Below are 15,465 nucleotides of genomic sequence, written 5' to 3'. Positions count from 1 at the left end.
ACTTGGTGGTAGCGGATAGTGCGGGTTGCTGGAGGGTGCCGTCTCCAGGTCTGTGGGGCCGTCAGTAAGGTGCCGGCCTGCGGAGTGAATCCAAGATCGTCGTCGGATCGTCGATGATGTGGTTGACCACCATGCTCGCGGCGCCCCGGGAGGCGGCGCCGAAGCCGAGCGTGGAGGCGACGAATCGGCACTCGGCGGCGGGAGCGGCCACCACGAGCCGTCGCAGCTGCTCTTGTGCGTGCGGCAGCAGCCACTGGGCCAGTGAGGCGAAGTAGCCGCCGATGACGATCACCCGCGGGTTGAACAGGTTGGCCAGGATCGAGCCGCCGAGCCCGAGCCACTCGCCGACCTGCGCCACCGCCATCGTCATCCGCCGGTCGCCCGAGGCCAGGCCCCTGGCGATGTCGGCCACCCGTTCGCCGGGATCGGGCACCGGCATGCCGGGCAACCCGTACGCCTGTTCGGGCATGGCCGCGCGTACGAGCGCGGCCAGGCCGACTTTGGTCTCCCAGCAGCCGATGCGGCCACAGCCGCATCGGTCGCCGTTGGGGTCGACCCGCAGATGCCCGACCTCGCCGGAGAATCCGTCCGCTCCGCGCAGAAGTTCGCCGCCTGAGATGATGCCGCCGCCCACGCCCACCTCTCCGGTGAGATAGACCAGGTGGGGCGTGCCGGCGGCGACGCCGGAGGTGTATTCGGCCAGGGCGGCGAGGTTCGCGTCGTTGTCCACCCACACCGGCACGCTCCGCGGGCCGAGTATGGAGCTCAGCTGCTCGGCCAGGGGCAGGTCGCGCCAGTGGAGGTTCGGCGCGAGTGTCACGACGCCGCGTGTCACGTCCACGAGCCCGGGGACGGCCACCGCGATGCCGGTCGGGACCGATCCGGCCCGCCGCATCGCCTCCACGGCCTCCTTGGCCACGAGCCCGAGCCGGCGCACGGCGCTGTCCGGGCCGCTGCCCATCGCGTCGTGGACCACCCGGCGCTCGACCAGGCTCCGGCCGCTCAGGTCGGTGCCGTGGACCGCGATGTAGTCGACGTTGATCTCCATGCCCAGGGCGCCGACGTGCGCGCCGTGCAGCGCCACCGCCCGTCTGGGACGCCCGATCGCGCCCACGTGCTCGACACCGACCTCCCGCACCAGCCGCCGTTCCAGGAGTTCGGCCATGAGATTGGAGACGGTGGCCCGGTGCAGCCCGGTCGCCTGCGCGATCTCGGCACGGGACAGGGATGTGTGCTCGCGCAGCTCGCGCAGCACGAGCGAGAGGTTCGCCCGGCGCAGCGTGGCGGGACCCGTCGGCGCGGCGCCGCCAGGGGAGCGGGAGCGGGACGTTCTGTACGTCACCCGCACCACCTGCCCCTTTGTTTGTCTCCGAGATCAATTAATCAGGGTTGTAACACGGCGATGTCGGACCACGCACCCCTCAAGTCCGTAACGAGTTGGCATCGCTCGCTTCTGTGCACTTCGGCCAGGTTTCTCGCTCTAGTTATCGGAACGTTACGCAAGTTACGAACGATTTAATACTTGTGCCCGCCGGAAGTCGTGCCTTTAATTCGGCTAGCCATCCGAACTAATCGAGGAGGAGCGTGGATCACAGCCGGGCCGACGGCCACGCGACCGACTCGATGAGTCGCGGCGGGTCCGCGGGAGCTCCCGCGGATCAGGCCACCGTGCGCCGTTCCAACCTCGCCCTCGTGCTGCGTCACGTCAGCGCGTGCGGCCCGTGCACCCGATCGGCCGTCGCCGCCGCGACCGGGCTGAACAAGGCGACCGTCACCAGTCTGGTGAGCGAGCTGCAGGCGCGCGGACTGGTCAAGGAGATGGGGCCGCAGCACGCCGGCTCCGTCGGCCGTCCGGGTGTCGCGCTCGCCCTGGACGGCTCCCGGGTCGGCGCCCTCGGCATGGAAGTCAACGTCGACTACATCGCCGCGATCGCCACCGACCTGGCCGGCAGGGTGATCATCGACCGGCGCATCGGTTTCGACGCCATGGGCTCCAGCCCGGAACGCTCGCTGGACGAGCTGGCCCGCATGGCCGAGAGGACCGTCGCCGACCTCGACCGGCTCGGGATCACGCCGGCCGGGATCATCGTGGCCGTCCCCGGCCTGATCGACGCCACCACCGGCACCGTCGTCGTCGCCCCGAACCTCGGCTGGCGCGGGGTGGCGGTGGCGGAGCGGCTGTCCCACGCGAACATCGCCGCGGACATCCCCGTCGCGGTGGACAACGACGCCAACCTCGCCGCCCTGGCCGAGTACACCTCGGGCGTCGCGGCGGGCACCTCCGACCTGGTCTACCTCACAGGCGAGGTGGGCATCGGCGGCGGCGTCATCGCCGGCGGCCGGCTGCTGGGCGGAGCGGACGGATTCGCGGGGGAGGTCGGCCACGTCGTGATCGATCCCTCCGGCGAGTCGTGCCGCTGCGGCCGGGTCGGTTGCTGGGAGACCAAAGTCGGGCTGGCCGCGCTGGTCCGTATGGCCACACCGGACCGCGCGTACGGCACGGGCCCGCAACTCGTCCGTGACCCGGAGGAGCGGCTGGCCGAGATCGAGCACCGACGGGCCGAAGGAGATCCCCGCGTCGACGCCGCCGCCGCGGAGGTGGGCCGGTGGCTCGGAATCGGGGCGGCCATGCTGGTCAACCTCTTCAACCCACGGGTGATCGTGCTGGGCGGGTACTTCGCGCGACTCGCCGACCTGATCATCCCCGCAGCGCAACAGACGCTGGCACTCCTGGGCATGAGCGACGCCGTCGAGCGCTGCCGGTTCGTCGCCTCAGACCTCGGCTTCGGCGCCGCCTCACGCGGAGCGGCCGGAGTCGTCGTCGAACGAGCACTGTCCAACCCCACAAGCATCTCGAGCCGAACGCCTCCAACCATCGGGGTTATCGAGGGAACCCCGATGGCTTGATCGCCACAGTCAGCCTGACCCGCGTGCCGGCACGCGGTCCCGATCTACCGCCCGCTCCCTGAACCTCCCGTCCGCCTGACCGTCCTGTTCCGCACCGCCTCGGCACATCCCGTCCATCTCGCGTGCCGCGGCCATGGGGCATGCGGCCAGGCGGGCGGAAACCCCTGTGCCCTTTTCCCCGTGCCCTTTCCCCACCCAGAACGTCCCGCCTGCCTGATCGGTCACCCGAAGCCGCACCGGCACCGTTGACGCCGACCTCGGTGCCGTCGCGGCGGTGCCAACCGGCGCCGTCAGGCGGGCGGGGCCATCAGGCGGGCACGGCCACACCGTAACCGAGGGAGGCCCTGTGCCGCGGTCACCGTCCGACTCGTCATCGCTGCTCGTGATGCGAGGAATCGTCAAGCAGTTCCCGGGCGTGCGCGCCTTGGACGACGTGAACCTTGAGGTCAGAGCCGGAGAGGTGCACTGCCTGCTCGGCCAGAACGGCGCCGGGAAGTCCACGCTCATCAAGATCCTGTCCGGTGCCCACGAACCCGACGAGGGTGAGGTGCTGCTCGACGGCTCGCCCGTACGGCTGGCGCCGCCGACCGCGGCGATGGGCCACGGAATCGCCACCATCTACCAGGAACTCGATCTGGTGGACGGGTTGAGCGTGACAGAGAACATCTTCCTCGGCCACGAGATGGCGACCTTCGGGTTCTCCCGCCGGGCCGAGGCCGACCGGGCGACGGCCGAGCTGCTCCATCGGCTGGGGCACGGCGAGATCCGTCCCCGCACCGAGGTGGGCTCGCTGTCGCCGGCGCACAAGCAGATCGTCAGCATGGCCAGGGCGCTGTCGCACTCGGCCCGGGTGATCATCATGGACGAGCCGTCGGCCGCGCTGGACCACGACGAGGTCGGCAACCTGTTCCGGGTGATCCGTGACCTCACCTCCCAGGGCGTGGCGGTGATCTACATCTCCCACCGGCTGGAGGAGATCCGCGAGATCGGCGACCGGGTCACCGTGCTCAAGGACGGGCGCACGGTCGCGGTGGGGCTGGCGGCCAAGGACACCGCGACCTCGAAGATCGTGGCGCTGATGACCGGCCGCAACGTCGAGTACGTCTTCCCGCCCCGGCCGGGCAGGGGAGCCCACGAGGGCCGGCCCGAGGTGCTGCGGGTGGAGAACCTGACGCTGCCCGGCCGGTTCGCGGACGTGTCGTTCAGCATCAGGACCGGCGAGATCGTCGGCCTGGCGGGCCTGGTCGGCTCCGGCCGCAGCGAGATCATCGAGGCGATCTACGGCGCGCGGCGGGCCGGTGGCCGGGTCGTGCTCGACGGGCGGACGGTGCGGCCGGGCAGCACGACCCGCGCGGTGCGGATGGGCATGGGCCTGGCCCCCGAGGAGCGCAAGGCGCAGGCGTTGCTGCTGGACCACCCCGTCGCGCAGAACATCACGCTGGCGAGCCTGAGCCGCTACACCAGGCCGCGGTGGCTGGGCTGGCTCGACCGCCGGACCGAGTTCGCCGAGGCCGAACGGCTGTCGCAGGCGCTGGACATCCGTCCGCCCGATCCGCGCCGGCCGATCAGGACCTTGTCGGGCGGCAACCAGCAGAAGGCGGTGCTGGGACGCTGGCTGGCCGAGGACCGCAAGCTGCTGCTGCTGGACGAGCCCACGCGTGGGGTGGACGTCGGTGCCCGGGCCGAGCTGTACGCGCTGGTGCGCAAGCTGGCCGACGACGGCATCGGTGTGCTGCTGGTGTCCAGCGAGGTGCCCGAGGTGCTGGGCCTGGCCGACCGCGTGCTGGTCATCCGCGAGGGCCGGATCGTCCATGAGGCGCCGGCCGAGGACCTGGACGAGCACCGGGTGCTCGACCTGGTGATGGTCTCCGCAGGACAGAGGCCCGGATCCGATGTGGCAAATCCTCCCACCGAAGGAGCATCGCATGACTGAGGTCGATCGGGCCGCGCCGACAGGTCCGCGGTTGAAGGCGGCGGGACCGGGCGGGCCGTTCGGCCGGCTGGGTGAGGTCCGGCATCTGGGGCTGGTCGCGGCGTTGACACTGCTGGCGATCGTGGGATTGGTGACGAGGCCGGAGAACTTCGCCACCTCCTCCAACTTGGTGAGCATCCTGGCGCTGGCCTCGACCATCGGGGTGATCACTGTTGGCATGACGTTCGTGATCATCGGTGGTGGCATCGATCTGTCGGTGGGCGCGCTGATGGCGTTGGCGTCGGTATGGGCGACCACGCTGGCGACCCAGTCCTACGGGCCGGTCGTGATGATCGTGTGCGCGGTGCTGGTGGGCACCGGCGCGGGCCTGCTGAACGGGATCTTGATCGCCTACGGCCGGATGGTGCCGTTCATCGCGACGCTGGCGATGATGGTGGCCGGGCGCGGCCTGGCGCAGCGGATGTCCAACCAGCGCACACAGCTCGTGCAGCAGGACAACTCGATGATCGTGAGCCTGTCGACCACGCGGGTGCTCGGGCTGCCGCTGCTGGTGTACGTGTTCGCGCTGGTGGTGCTGTTCGGCTGGCTGGTGCTCAACCGCACGACGTTCGGCCGGCGCACCTACGCGGTCGGCGGCAACCCCGAGGCCGCCCGCCTGGCCGGCATCGACGTGCGCAAGCACACGCTGCTGTTGTACGCCCTGTCGGGGTTGTGCTGCGGGATCGCCGCGGTGCTGATCATGGCCAGGACCACGACCGGATCGTCCACACACGGCGACCTGTACGAGCTGGACGCGATCGCCGCAGTGATCATCGGCGGGACGCTGCTGAGCGGCGGCCGGGGCACGATCATCGGATCGATCCTCGGTCTGCTGATCTTCACTGTGATCACCAACCTGTTCATCTTGAACGGCCTGAACACCGCCGACCAGCTCATCGCCAAGGGCGCGATCATCGTCGCCGCCGTGCTGCTGCAGCGGCGAAGCCTCAAAACACACACCTGACACCAGGGCCGGATCGCAAGCCTTCCGGCTTCAGCAAGGAGAGAAGACATGGACAAGAACGTCGCCCGGCGCGGCTTCCTCTTCAGCGGCGCCGCCCTTGGCGCGGGTGCCCTCATCAGCGCCTGCACCAGCAACGAGCCGGTCGCCACCCAGCAGGCGAGCGCGCCCGCCGCCGCTCCCGCGGCCAAGGACGGCAACGACGCCCCTGGCGACAAGGTCGTCATCGGCTTCTCGGCCCCGGCCGCCGACCACGGCTGGATCGCCGCCATCAGCAAGAACGCGGCGGACGCGGCCAAGCAGTACACCGACGTCGAATTCAAGCCGGTCGAGCCGACCAACGACATCAACCAGCAGATCTCGGCGGTGGAGTCGCTGATCCAGGCGAAGGTCAACGTGCTGGTGATCCTGCCGAACGACGGCCAGCAGCTCAACCAGGTCGCCCGGCAGGCCATGGACGCGGGCATCCCGGTGGTCAACGTGGACCGCGTCTTCCCGGACAAGCTGTCGTACCGGGCCTGGATCGGAGGGGACAACTACGGCATGGGTGTGGCCGCCGGACACCACATCGGCAAGACGCTGAAGGACAAGGGCGTCTCCAACCCGGTCATCCTGGAGATCCAGGGCATCGCCACGCTGCCGCTGACCCAGGACCGCAGCAAGGGCTTCGCCGACGCGCTGAAGACGTACGGCTTCAAGGTGACCGCGCAACAGGACGCCAAGTTCACGGTGGAGTCCGGAACGCAGGTGGCCGCCAACCTGCTCCAGGCGCACAAGAAGATCGACGCGATCTGGAACCACGACGACGACCAGGGCATCGGCGTGCTGGCGGCGATCAAGGAGGCCGGTCGCAACGAGTTCTTCATGGTCGGCGGCGCGGGCTCGGCCAACGCGATGCGTGACATCCAGGCCGACAGCGGCGTGCTGAAGGCCACCGTCACCTATCCCCCCACCATGGCCGCCTCGGCGATCAAGATCGCCCGGCTGATCGCCCAGGGCAAGGGCATGAGCGACCTGCTGGAGCAGCAGGTGCCGCAGTCGATCACCCTGGCTTCGGAGACCATCACCAAGGACAACGCCGCCCAGTACCTGCCCCTCGGGTTCGAGTCATGAGGCCTGTCATCGGGATCGGCATGGTCGGCTACGCGTTCATGGGCCGTACCCACTCCCAGGCGTGGCGCAGCGTGGACGCGTTCTTCGACCTGCCGTTCAGACCCTCGATGGTGGCCGTGGCCGGCAGATCCGCCGAGGCGGCCGCGCAGGCCGCCGAGAAGCTGGGGTGGGCCGGCGCGGAGCCCGACTGGAAGCGCCTCCTCGACCGCGACGACGTGCAGATCGTCGACATCTGCACGCCCGGCGACTCGCACGCCGAGATCGCCGTCGCGGCGCTGGCGGCAGGCAAGCACGTGATCTGCGAGAAACCGCTCGCCAACACCGTCGCCGAGGCCGAGGCCATGGCCGCGGTGGCGAAGGAGGCGGCGGCGCGCGGCGTGCGCAGCATGGTCGCCTTCAACTACCGCCGCGTGCCCGCCGTCGCGCTGGCCCGGCGGTTCGTCGAAGAGGGCATGCTCGGCGCGATCCGGCACGTACGGGCGCAGTATCTGCAGGACTGGATCGTCGACCCCGAGTTTCCCCTGGTCTGGCGGCTCCAGAAGGACAAGGCCGGCTCCGGGGCCCTCGGCGACATCGGCGCTCACATCATCGACGTCGCCGAGTTCATCACCGGTGAGCGGCTGACCGGGGTGGCGGCGCTGACCGAGACCTTCGTCAAGGAGCGTCCCCTGGCGGCCAGTTCGGCCGGGCTCTCGGCCGGCGGCGGCACCGGGAGGGGCGCGGTCACCGTGGACGACGCGGCGCTGTTCATCGGACGGCTCAGCGGCGGCGGGCTGGCCTCCTTCGAGGCCACCCGCTTCGCGACCGGGCGTAAGAACGCGCTGCGCATCGAGATCAACGGCGCCCTGGGCAGCCTGGCCTTCGACTTCGAGTCGATGAACGACCTGTGGTTCCACGACCACACCATCGACAGCGCCGAGCACGGATTCCGGCGGGTGCTGGTGACCGAGCCGGACCACCCGTACGCCGGGGCGTGGTGGCCGCCGGGCCACGGCCTCGGGTACGAGCACACCTTCGTCCACGAGACGAAGGACTTCCTGGAGGCGATCGCCGCCGGCACCGACCCCACACCGTCCTTCGAGGACGGCCTGCGGGTGCAGCGGGTGCTGGCGGCCGTCGAGCAGAGCGCGGCTGAGAACAGCCGCTTCATCACTGTGGAGGGTTCATGACGAGGCCGGTCACGTTGTTCACCGGGCAGTGGGCGGACCTGCCGTTCGAGGAGGTCTGCCGGCTGGCGTCGGAGTGGGGCTACGACGGCCTGGAGATCGCCTGCTGGGGCGACCACTTCGAGGTCGACAAGGCCCTCGCGGACGACTCCTACATCGAACGCAAGAAGGAGACCCTGGCCAAGTACAACCTCGGTGTGTGGACGATCTCCAACCACCTGGTCGGCCAGGCGGTCTGCGACCACCCCATCGACGAGCGCCACAAGGGCATCCTGCCCGCCCGCATCTGGGGCGACGGCGAACCCGAAGGCGTACGGCGGCGCGCCGCCGAAGAGATCAAGAACACCGCCCGCGCGGCGGCCGCGCTCGGCGTGACGACCGTCGTCGGCTTCACCGGGTCGTCAATCTGGCACACGCTGGCGATGTTCCCGCCGGTGCCCCCGTCGATGATCGAGGCGGGGTACGCCGACTTCGCCGACCGGTGGAACCCGATCCTCGACGTCTTCGACGAGGTCGGGGTGCGCTTCGCCCATGAGGTGCACCCGAGCGAGATCGCCTACGACTACCACACCACGGTGCGGACGCTGGAGGCCATCGGGCACCGGCCGGCCTTCGGGCTGAACTGGGACCCCTCGCACATGGTGTGGCAGGACCTGGACCCGGCGAACTTCATCCTCGACTTCGCCGACCGGATCTACCACGTGGACTGCAAGGACGCCCGGGTGGCCACCCGCGACGGCCGGCGCGGCCGTCTGGCCTCCCACCTGGCGTGGGCCGACCCCCGGCGTGGCTGGGACTTCGTGTCCACAGGCCGGGGCGACGTGCCGTGGGAGGCGTGCTTCCGCGCGCTCAACCACATCGGCTACGACGGCCCGATCTCCATCGAGTGGGAGGACGCGGGCATGGACCGGCTGCACGGCGCGCCGGAATCCCTCGCCTACATCCGCTCGCTCAACGCCATCACCCCACCGGCCGCCGCTTTCGACGCCGCCTTCTCCTCCGAATGACCCACCAGGCCGGGCGGCGGCCGCACAGTGGCCGCCGCCCACCGTCCCGGTGAACGATCGAGCGAGGAGACAGATGAGAACCGGAGTATGGCTGGTCGGAAGAGGAGAGCTGGTCCAGGGCGAACAGGGGGCCGGCCGGCTTCGAGGCGATGGAGGCGACGATCTCGGTGTATGCGACCAGGGGCGACGCAGGAGACGGCGTGCACGACGGGGATGGTGGCCTGGCCGCCGCAGGTGACCAGGTTGAGGTTGCCCGCGCCGAGGTGGGCGTCGAGGTTGACCGGGAGGACGACGAACGGGCCGATCGGGGGCGATGAGGGTTTTGCCGTACGGCTCCAGCTTGGCGGCGTCGGCGAGGTAGGCCTTGGCGGAGGTGGCGTCGAAGACGATGTCGATGTCGGCGAAGCCGTCCATGGCGATCAGGCCGTCCACGCCGTCGTGGGTGGTGGGCACCTTGAGGCGGCGGGCGACCGACGGCGACCGGCTGGACGCCCACCGCGAACTCCTGGAAGGCGTTGCGGCTTCCTGGCCGGACGACGCCCCCTACATGGCCGAGGAGGTACGGCGGATCCTGGCGGGTGAGGACGACTGACCTGGGCAAGGCTCCTCAACGCCTGTGCTCTCCGAGCGTCTGACCGGGGTGAGGTGAGTCAGAGTCGGGCCGCGGTCCAGCAGTCCGGCGCGCCAGGCTTCCCACATCCCACCATGGCGTCGAGGATCTTGCCCAGGTCGGACGTCCTCGCGTTGCCGGGGTCGTTGGACTCCTGGTTCGGATCCGCCACCGTGTTGTAGTACTCGGGCTGCACCTCGCCCTCGTACTCCACGTACAGCTCTCCGGCAGTGCGCACCGCCGCGTAGCTGGGCGGCTGTGAGTTCCCCGCCTCGAGCGGCTCGGCATCGGGGTCCGGCTCGCCCGGCGCGGCCGGGTTGGGCTTGACGTGCTCGATCAGCGCCGTCTTCCGCCAGTCCTTCACCTTGTGGCCCTGGATGAGCGGCAGCAGGCTGCGCCCGTCGCGGCTGTCACGGGTGGCCGCGGCGACCCCGGCCATGTCGAGGAAGGTCGCGAACAGGTCGACGTTCTGGGCGATGGCGCCGGTCACCAGGTCGCCGTGCCGTCCCGCCGCAGGACGTTTGACCAGCAGCGGCACCCGGACGTCGTGGTCGTAGGCGGTGGACTTGCCGCGTACGAGGCGGTGCTGGCCGAGATGGAAGCCGTTGTCGCTGGTGAACACCACGTACGTGTTGCGCTTTTCAGCGTCCGTCAGCGTGGAAAGGACACGCGCCACCATGTCGTCCACCGACTGCACCATGCGGATCCGGTCGCGGAAGTCCTTGCGCAGCTCCTTGACCAGCGCGGGGGCGAGCGGAGCGCGGCGTACCCACGAGGGCTTGTCGGCGGTGTCCTCGTTGAACGCCGGCAACGTGCTCACGTCGATGTCGTTGCAATCGGGCCCGCCGCAGTCGCCGTGCGGGAACTCCCCGGCCGGGAACTGGGTCTTCGGCCGGTCGCGGCGGGCGGGCGGGAAGCGCGGCTCCTTGTCGCCCGGCTTGGCACCGATCCTGGAGTGCGGCGCGAACGGCGAGACCTGGAGGAAGAACGGCCGGTCCGGGGCGCGCTCGCGGGAGCGCTCGATGAAGTCCGTGGCCCGCTTGGCGAGCTCGTCCACCAGGTAAGTGCCGTCGGAGGTGTCCAGGCCGGGAGCCTCCCCCTTGACGTAGCGGGTGAGCTGGTACTTGAACTCGCTGTAACCGCCGCCGGCCGCCACATGCCACTCGTCCCAGCCGGGCGGGACGTGGTAATCGGCGTCCACCGGATACTCGTTGATGTACTTGCCGAGGTAGCCGGTGCGGTATCCGGCCTGTTCCAGCGAGACGGCGTAGGTCCTGGGCTCGTGCGGTGCGAACGCCTTGTAGCCACCGCGATCGGAGTTCTTGTTCGTGGCCACGCCGGTATTGTGCGGGAACTGGCCGGTGAACATCGAGGCGCGTGACGGGCAGCACAGCGAGTTGGACACGTAGTAGTTGCTGAACGTCGTGCCGTCGTCGGCCAGGCCGCGCACGGTGTCCATGTACGCGAGCAGGTCGGCGGACATGTCGTCGACGAGGAAGAAGATGATGTTCGGCCGCTGGGGCTTGGCGACCGTCACCGTCCCCGCGCTTGCTTGCGAAACCAGGCTCAGGCTGAGAACAAGCGCGGTGGCCACCGCTAAAGCTCTGCGGATATGTCGGGATATGGCCATGACCGCCTTCTTTACAATTGTCCGACGATGAGGGTGGGATGCAGGCTAATAGCGCTCAATACGGCGATCAACCGATTGATCCTTAAGGCTTCCTGGCAAAGCGCGCCGAATGCGCGTCACGGCCGGCCTCACTGCCGTCGGACGGGTGTGACCGAGGTCAGGTCGGCGCGGGTACGGCCCGGGCCTCCGCCCGCTCGATGCGCGCCTTGACGTCGCGGAAGTGCAGCCGCATCGCCTCCCGTGCGGCCTCGGCGTCCCGAGCGCGAAGCGCCGCCACGATCCGGCGGTGGTTGACCGCGATCTCGGCGCTCCGCTCCTCCGGCGGGCCGAGCGTCGGCTCGACCTCGTGGTAGACGTCCCAGAACAGGCCGATCAGCTGCAGCACCAGCTCGTTGCCGCACGAGTCGTACAGCAGCGCGTGGAACGCCCGATCGGCTTCCCGGTCCCGATCCATGCCATTGGCCAGGGCCTCCAACGCGGCCAGCCGGGGGGCGCTGGTGCTCCGAGCCACCTGGCCGATCAGCCCGGTCTCGAGCAGCTCGCGGACCTCGACCAGATCGTGCAGCGCGCGGATCCCACCCGGCCCCGAACGCACCCGGAAGGCGAACGACGGAGTCAGCGCGTCGAGCGACGCGTGCCCGACGAACGTCCCATGTCCGTGCCGGATCTCGACGATGCCCAACGCCTGCAGCGCCCGCACGGCCTCGCGGACGCTGTTGCGGCTCGCCCCGAGCAGCTCCATCAACTGCACTTCGGTCGGCATCGGCGACCCGGGGGCCAGTCCGCGCTCGTGAATCAGGGCGACGATACGCTCCTGAAGTGACGCATCGTCACGTGTACGCATGCCACCCCCAGGCTCGTCGAAGGCCTTGCGTCAAACATCCCGCCTCTTGGTCCCGGAAGGCCAGCCCGGTAGGGGAAAGTTTACGCCGACGACACAGATGACCCCCCGGGCGGACATGGCCTGTTCGCGCGCTCATCACGGGACATAGGATGTTCTACGTGTACCGAACGGATGGCGGGGTGCCGTGGAGACGTTGACGCCGGGGTCGCTCGGCGGCACCTGGGGCACGGTCCTGCTGCCCATCCGGGACGACGAGTCGATCGACTGGACACGCCTTGAGGCGGCGCTGGACGTGCTCGTCGCCGCGGGGCTTGACGGCCTGTACGCGCACGGCACCGCGGGCGAGTTCCACGCGCTCGGTGAGGATGAGTACGACCGCGTCAACGCGCTGATGGCCGAGCGGTGCGAACGGCACGGGCTCCCGTTCCAGATCGGCGCCGGCCACATGAGCGCGCAGACCTGCCTGGCCAGAGTGGCCCGCGCGCGAGTGCTCCGGCCCGGTGCGATCCAGGTGACGCTGCCGGACTGGTTGCCGCTGTCGCGCGGCGAGGTGGTGCGCTTCCTGGCCCGCGTCGCGGCCGCCGCCGACCCGGTGCCGCTCGTGCTGTACAACCCGCCGCACGCCAAGACGCAGGTGCCGGCCGACCTGTACCCGGTGATCCGCCGTGAGGTTCCCGCGGTCATCGGGATCAAGGTGGCCGGCGGCGACGCGGGCTGGTACGCGGAGATGCGGCGCCACGCGGCCGGCCTTGCCGTCTTCGTCGCCGGCCACGACCTGGCGACCGGACGGCGGCACGGCGCCGCCGGCTCCTACTCGAACATCGCCGCCCTCAGCCCGGCCGGCGCCATGGCATGGCAGCGGATGATGGTCGCGCGACCCGATGCCGCGCTCGACGTGGAACGACGGATCCACGAGTTCTTCGCCGCGCATGTCCAGCCGCTCCGGCACAGCGGGTACGCCAACCCCGCGCTGGACAAGTTCCTGGCCCACCTCGGCGGCTGGGCCGACATCGGCACTCGAGTCCGGTGGCCGTACGAGTCGGTCGACGCCTCGCTCGCCGTACGGCTCAGGCCACTGGCCCGGGCACAACTGCCCGAGCTCTTCCCCGGCGATCAGCACAGGACGTAGGACGTCCTTCGCCGTCAAGGTTCGGCGATGGCGCCCGCCGGGGCCGGCGAGCGCCATCGCCGAACGGCTTCAGCTGACGTGGTCGAACAGCAGCCGCAGCCCGAGCTGACCGCCCACCGGGAGGTTCCGCTGCCGGATCAGGTCCAGCTCGGCGTCGGTGACGGCACGCCGGTAGACGCGTACCTCGTCCAGCGACCCACGGAAGCGGTCCACGCCGTCCAACCGCTGCCCGATGTGGATTCCCTCGAGCCCGAACTCCTTGCCGAGGGTCAGCGAGCCGGGCGGCGCCGCCGCAGACGAGACCTGTACGCCGTCCACCAGGAGCCGGAGCTCGCCACGTACCCGCTGGAGCGCCACGAAGTGCCACTGCCCGTCGTTGTACGCGCTCGGCGACTGCACGGTCACGTTGAACCGGCCGACGGAGAGGACCGCCCGGATACGGTTGCTGGCCGGTTCGGCCCGCAGCCACAGCGCCGGCGGGTTGGTGCCCCTGTTCACCCGATGGAACCAGAGGATCGCGTGCGAGCCGGTCTGCTCCGAGTACCGGATCCAGGAGGTCAGCGTGAAGTCCTTCGCGCCGAGGTCGATGGAGTCGTTGAACGGCACCTCCACCCGGTCGTCCACCCGGTCCAGAGCCAGCCCGTTGCCGAACCGCCCGTCGGTGGTCTGAGCGCCGCCGCGGACATACGCCTGGTTGCGGTACGGCGACTTGTCCGGCGTCGTCGGGCCGGGCGCCGGAGGGCCGGGGATGCCGGGCGGGGTGCCGTTCGGCGTCTCCAGGTACGCCTCGTTGAACCGTGCGAAGCGGATCTGCTCGTACGGCGTGATGGTGCCGGCCTCGTACATCAGGGCCGCTTCGTCGCCGTCCAGACGCACCATGTCCGAGTACGCCGTCGGCCCCCAGTAGAAGACCTTGCCCTCGTCCCAGGTCTCGAAGCGGCGCCCCTCGTCGTAGGACGACCGGATCCCCATCGCTTCCCGGGCGCCCGGGTGCATCGGCGAGGAGAAGAGGATGCGCCCGTCGCTGAACCGCAGCAGCGACGCCTGGACGTCGGTCGTCGCCAGCGCCGGCACGGTGCGGAACGGGGCGTCCCACGTCTGGCCGCTGTCGCTGCTGGTCGCGTACGCCCGGCTGCCCTCGTCGGTGCCGCGCTCACGGGCCGAGGCGTAGATCCGCCCGTCGGTCAGCTCGACGACGGTGACCTCCTGGGCGATGACCGTGCCGTCATCGCGGGACGTCTCGGCGCCGATGTTCCACGTCGCCCCGCTGTCGTCGCTGTAGAGCAGGTGTGTGCCGTAGACGTGCTTGCCGACCCGGTCCCAGCTCTCGAAACTCGCCCCGACGACCAGCCGCCCGGCGTGCGGGCCCCGCTTGAGCTGGATGCCGTGCATCGGGCCGGTGGCGTACCAGAAGTTCCACTCCGGACGCTTGCCCTCGGTCATCTCCCTGGCGGCCGACCAGGTCGCCCCGTGATCGTCGCTGAACTGCACCCAGGGGTCGCGGTCACAGCCGTTCGGGCACGGCTCCGGACCGTTGTGGGTGCTCACCAGCACGATCCGCCCGGTGCGCTCGTCGACGATCGGCACCGGGTTGCCGTGGGTCGTGCCGTTGCCCTCCGAGATCACCTGCAGCGGGCCCCAGGTCCGGCCGCTGTCGGCGGAACGGCGCACCACGAGGTCGATGTCCTCGTCGTCGCCGCAGTCCTTCACCCGTCCCTCGGCGAACGCCAGGAGCATGCCGTTCGTGGCCCGCACCACGGCGGGGATCCGGAAGCAGCCGTATCCGAAGTCGCCCTGTTTGTAGAGCACCTGCTCGTCCACGAACGGTGCGGCTTCGGCGGTCGCGCCGGCCTCGAACGTTTCCGCCGGTGCCGGTGCCGGTGCCGGTGCCGGTGCCGGTGCCGCGGTCGCCGGCCCGGCGAACGCGCTGACGAGTAAGCCGGCGAGCACCACTACGGCGCCCGCCCGTCGGCGCCGGGATCGACGTCCGGCACGGCCCTCCGGGGGATGGCCATCGTGCATGTCCACGCCCTTCCTGACAGGAGAAGGTTACGAGGGGACATCCTACGTCCAACGTCCCATGTTAAATAGACGGTGAACGTAGAATGTTCTCCAATGGGCGCTGA

General features: G+C 70.0%; 13 protein-coding genes. 9 read left to right on the top strand and 4 right to left on the bottom strand.

Going from position 1 to position 15,465, the window contains the following annotated elements; all coding sequences use genetic code 11:
• Positions 1 to 61 precede the first annotated feature (61 nt).
• The gene (locus AB0J87_RS59705; RefSeq protein WP_363984240.1) at positions 62 to 1,342 is read right to left on the bottom strand and encodes an ROK family transcriptional regulator; all 1,281 of its coding nucleotides are present in this window, start codon (positions 1,340 to 1,342) and stop codon (positions 62 to 64) included.
• A gap of 242 nt (positions 1,343 to 1,584) precedes the next feature.
• On the opposite strand from AB0J87_RS59705, the gene AB0J87_RS59700 reads away from it, so the two are divergent.
• The 8 genes from AB0J87_RS59700 (at position 1,585) to AB0J87_RS59665 (ending at position 9,718) form a co-directional block, all read left to right on the top strand.
• The gene (locus AB0J87_RS59700; protein ID WP_363984238.1) at positions 1,585 to 2,907 is read left to right on the top strand and encodes an ROK family transcriptional regulator; all 1,323 of its coding nucleotides are present in this window, start codon (positions 1,585 to 1,587) and stop codon (positions 2,905 to 2,907) included.
• A 346-nt stretch (positions 2,908 to 3,253) separates the two neighbouring features.
• A complete protein-coding gene (locus AB0J87_RS59695; RefSeq protein ID WP_363984236.1) occupies positions 3,254 to 4,840 on the top strand; it encodes a sugar ABC transporter ATP-binding protein in 1,587 nt (528 codons plus the stop codon).
• On the top strand, positions 4,833 to 5,843 hold the full coding sequence (locus AB0J87_RS59690; RefSeq protein WP_363984234.1) for an ABC transporter permease: 1,011 nt from the start codon (positions 4,833 to 4,835) through the stop codon (positions 5,841 to 5,843). Before AB0J87_RS59695 ends, AB0J87_RS59690 begins: the two co-directional genes overlap by 8 nt.
• Positions 5,844 to 5,891: 48 nt before the next feature.
• Positions 5,892 to 6,953: an ABC transporter substrate-binding protein gene (locus AB0J87_RS59685; protein WP_355205669.1), complete on the top strand. Its 1,062-nt coding sequence runs from the start codon at positions 5,892 to 5,894 to the stop codon at positions 6,951 to 6,953.
• Positions 6,950 to 8,122, top strand: coding sequence for a Gfo/Idh/MocA family oxidoreductase (locus AB0J87_RS59680; RefSeq protein ID WP_363984232.1), 1,173 nt, complete (start codon positions 6,950 to 6,952; stop codon positions 8,120 to 8,122). The genes AB0J87_RS59685 and AB0J87_RS59680 overlap by 4 nt, the downstream gene beginning before the upstream one ends.
• Positions 8,119 to 9,126 (top strand): sugar phosphate isomerase/epimerase family protein, encoded by a 1,008-nt coding sequence (locus AB0J87_RS59675; RefSeq protein WP_363984230.1) that lies wholly within the window; start codon positions 8,119 to 8,121, stop codon positions 9,124 to 9,126. Before AB0J87_RS59680 ends, AB0J87_RS59675 begins: the two co-directional genes overlap by 4 nt.
• A 149-nt stretch (positions 9,127 to 9,275) precedes the next feature.
• A complete protein-coding gene (locus AB0J87_RS59670) occupies positions 9,276 to 9,443 on the top strand; it encodes a hypothetical protein (protein ID WP_363984228.1) in 168 nt (55 codons plus the stop codon).
• Between the two features lie 71 nt (positions 9,444 to 9,514).
• Positions 9,515 to 9,718 (top strand): hypothetical protein, encoded by a 204-nt coding sequence (locus AB0J87_RS59665; RefSeq protein ID WP_363984226.1) that lies wholly within the window; start codon positions 9,515 to 9,517, stop codon positions 9,716 to 9,718.
• A 58-nt stretch (positions 9,719 to 9,776) separates the two neighbouring features.
• Here the strand turns inward: AB0J87_RS59665 and AB0J87_RS59660 are convergent, their stop codons facing one another.
• Together AB0J87_RS59660 and AB0J87_RS59655 are read right to left on the bottom strand one after the other, a co-directional pair.
• Positions 9,777 to 11,273, bottom strand: a complete 1,497-nt coding sequence (locus AB0J87_RS59660; RefSeq protein ID WP_363984224.1) for a sulfatase — start codon at positions 11,271 to 11,273, stop codon at positions 9,777 to 9,779.
• A 250-nt stretch (positions 11,274 to 11,523) separates the two neighbouring features.
• Positions 11,524 to 12,210, bottom strand: coding sequence for an FCD domain-containing protein (locus AB0J87_RS59655; protein WP_363984222.1), 687 nt, complete (start codon positions 12,208 to 12,210; stop codon positions 11,524 to 11,526).
• Positions 12,211 to 12,394: 184 nt separating this feature from the next.
• On the opposite strand from AB0J87_RS59655, the gene AB0J87_RS59650 reads away from it, so the two are divergent.
• Positions 12,395 to 13,339 carry a dihydrodipicolinate synthase family protein gene (locus AB0J87_RS59650; RefSeq protein WP_363984220.1) on the top strand — a complete coding sequence of 315 codons (945 nt, stop codon included), beginning with the start codon at positions 12,395 to 12,397 and terminating at the stop codon, positions 13,337 to 13,339.
• A 69-nt stretch (positions 13,340 to 13,408) separates the two neighbouring features.
• Here AB0J87_RS59650 and AB0J87_RS59645 read toward each other — a convergent pair whose 3' ends face one another.
• Positions 13,409 to 15,289 (bottom strand): sialidase family protein, encoded by a 1,881-nt coding sequence (locus tag AB0J87_RS59645; protein WP_363984219.1) that lies wholly within the window; start codon positions 15,287 to 15,289, stop codon positions 13,409 to 13,411.
• Positions 15,290 to 15,465 lie beyond the last annotated feature (176 nt).

This window comes from Nonomuraea sp. NPDC049625 (assembly GCF_040675285.1).
GTDB lineage: Bacteria > Actinomycetota > Actinomycetes > Streptosporangiales > Streptosporangiaceae > Nonomuraea > Nonomuraea angiospora_A.
The sequence above is the reverse complement of the archived record's forward strand: the minus strand, read 5'-3'. Positions and strand labels throughout refer to the sequence as shown.

Excerpts from the sequence above, each read along its gene's own strand:
- AB0J87_RS59690 (WP_363984234.1), top strand. The coding sequence starts at position 4,833 with ATGACTGAGGTCGATCGGGCCGCGCCGACAGGTCCGCGGTTGAAGGCG.
- AB0J87_RS59685 (WP_355205669.1), top strand. The coding sequence starts at position 5,892 with ATGGACAAGAACGTCGCCCGGCGCGGCTTCCTCTTCAGCGGCGCCGCC.
- AB0J87_RS59680 (WP_363984232.1), top strand. The coding sequence starts at position 6,950 with ATGAGGCCTGTCATCGGGATCGGCATGGTCGGCTACGCGTTCATGGGC.
- AB0J87_RS59675 (WP_363984230.1), top strand. The coding sequence starts at position 8,119 with ATGACGAGGCCGGTCACGTTGTTCACCGGGCAGTGGGCGGACCTGCCG.
- AB0J87_RS59670 (WP_363984228.1), top strand. The coding sequence starts at position 9,276 with ATGGAGGCGACGATCTCGGTGTATGCGACCAGGGGCGACGCAGGAGAC.
- AB0J87_RS59665 (WP_363984226.1), top strand. The coding sequence starts at position 9,515 with ATGTCGATGTCGGCGAAGCCGTCCATGGCGATCAGGCCGTCCACGCCG.
- AB0J87_RS59655 (WP_363984222.1), bottom strand. The coding sequence starts at position 12,210 with ATGCGTACACGTGACGATGCGTCACTTCAGGAGCGTATCGTCGCCCTG.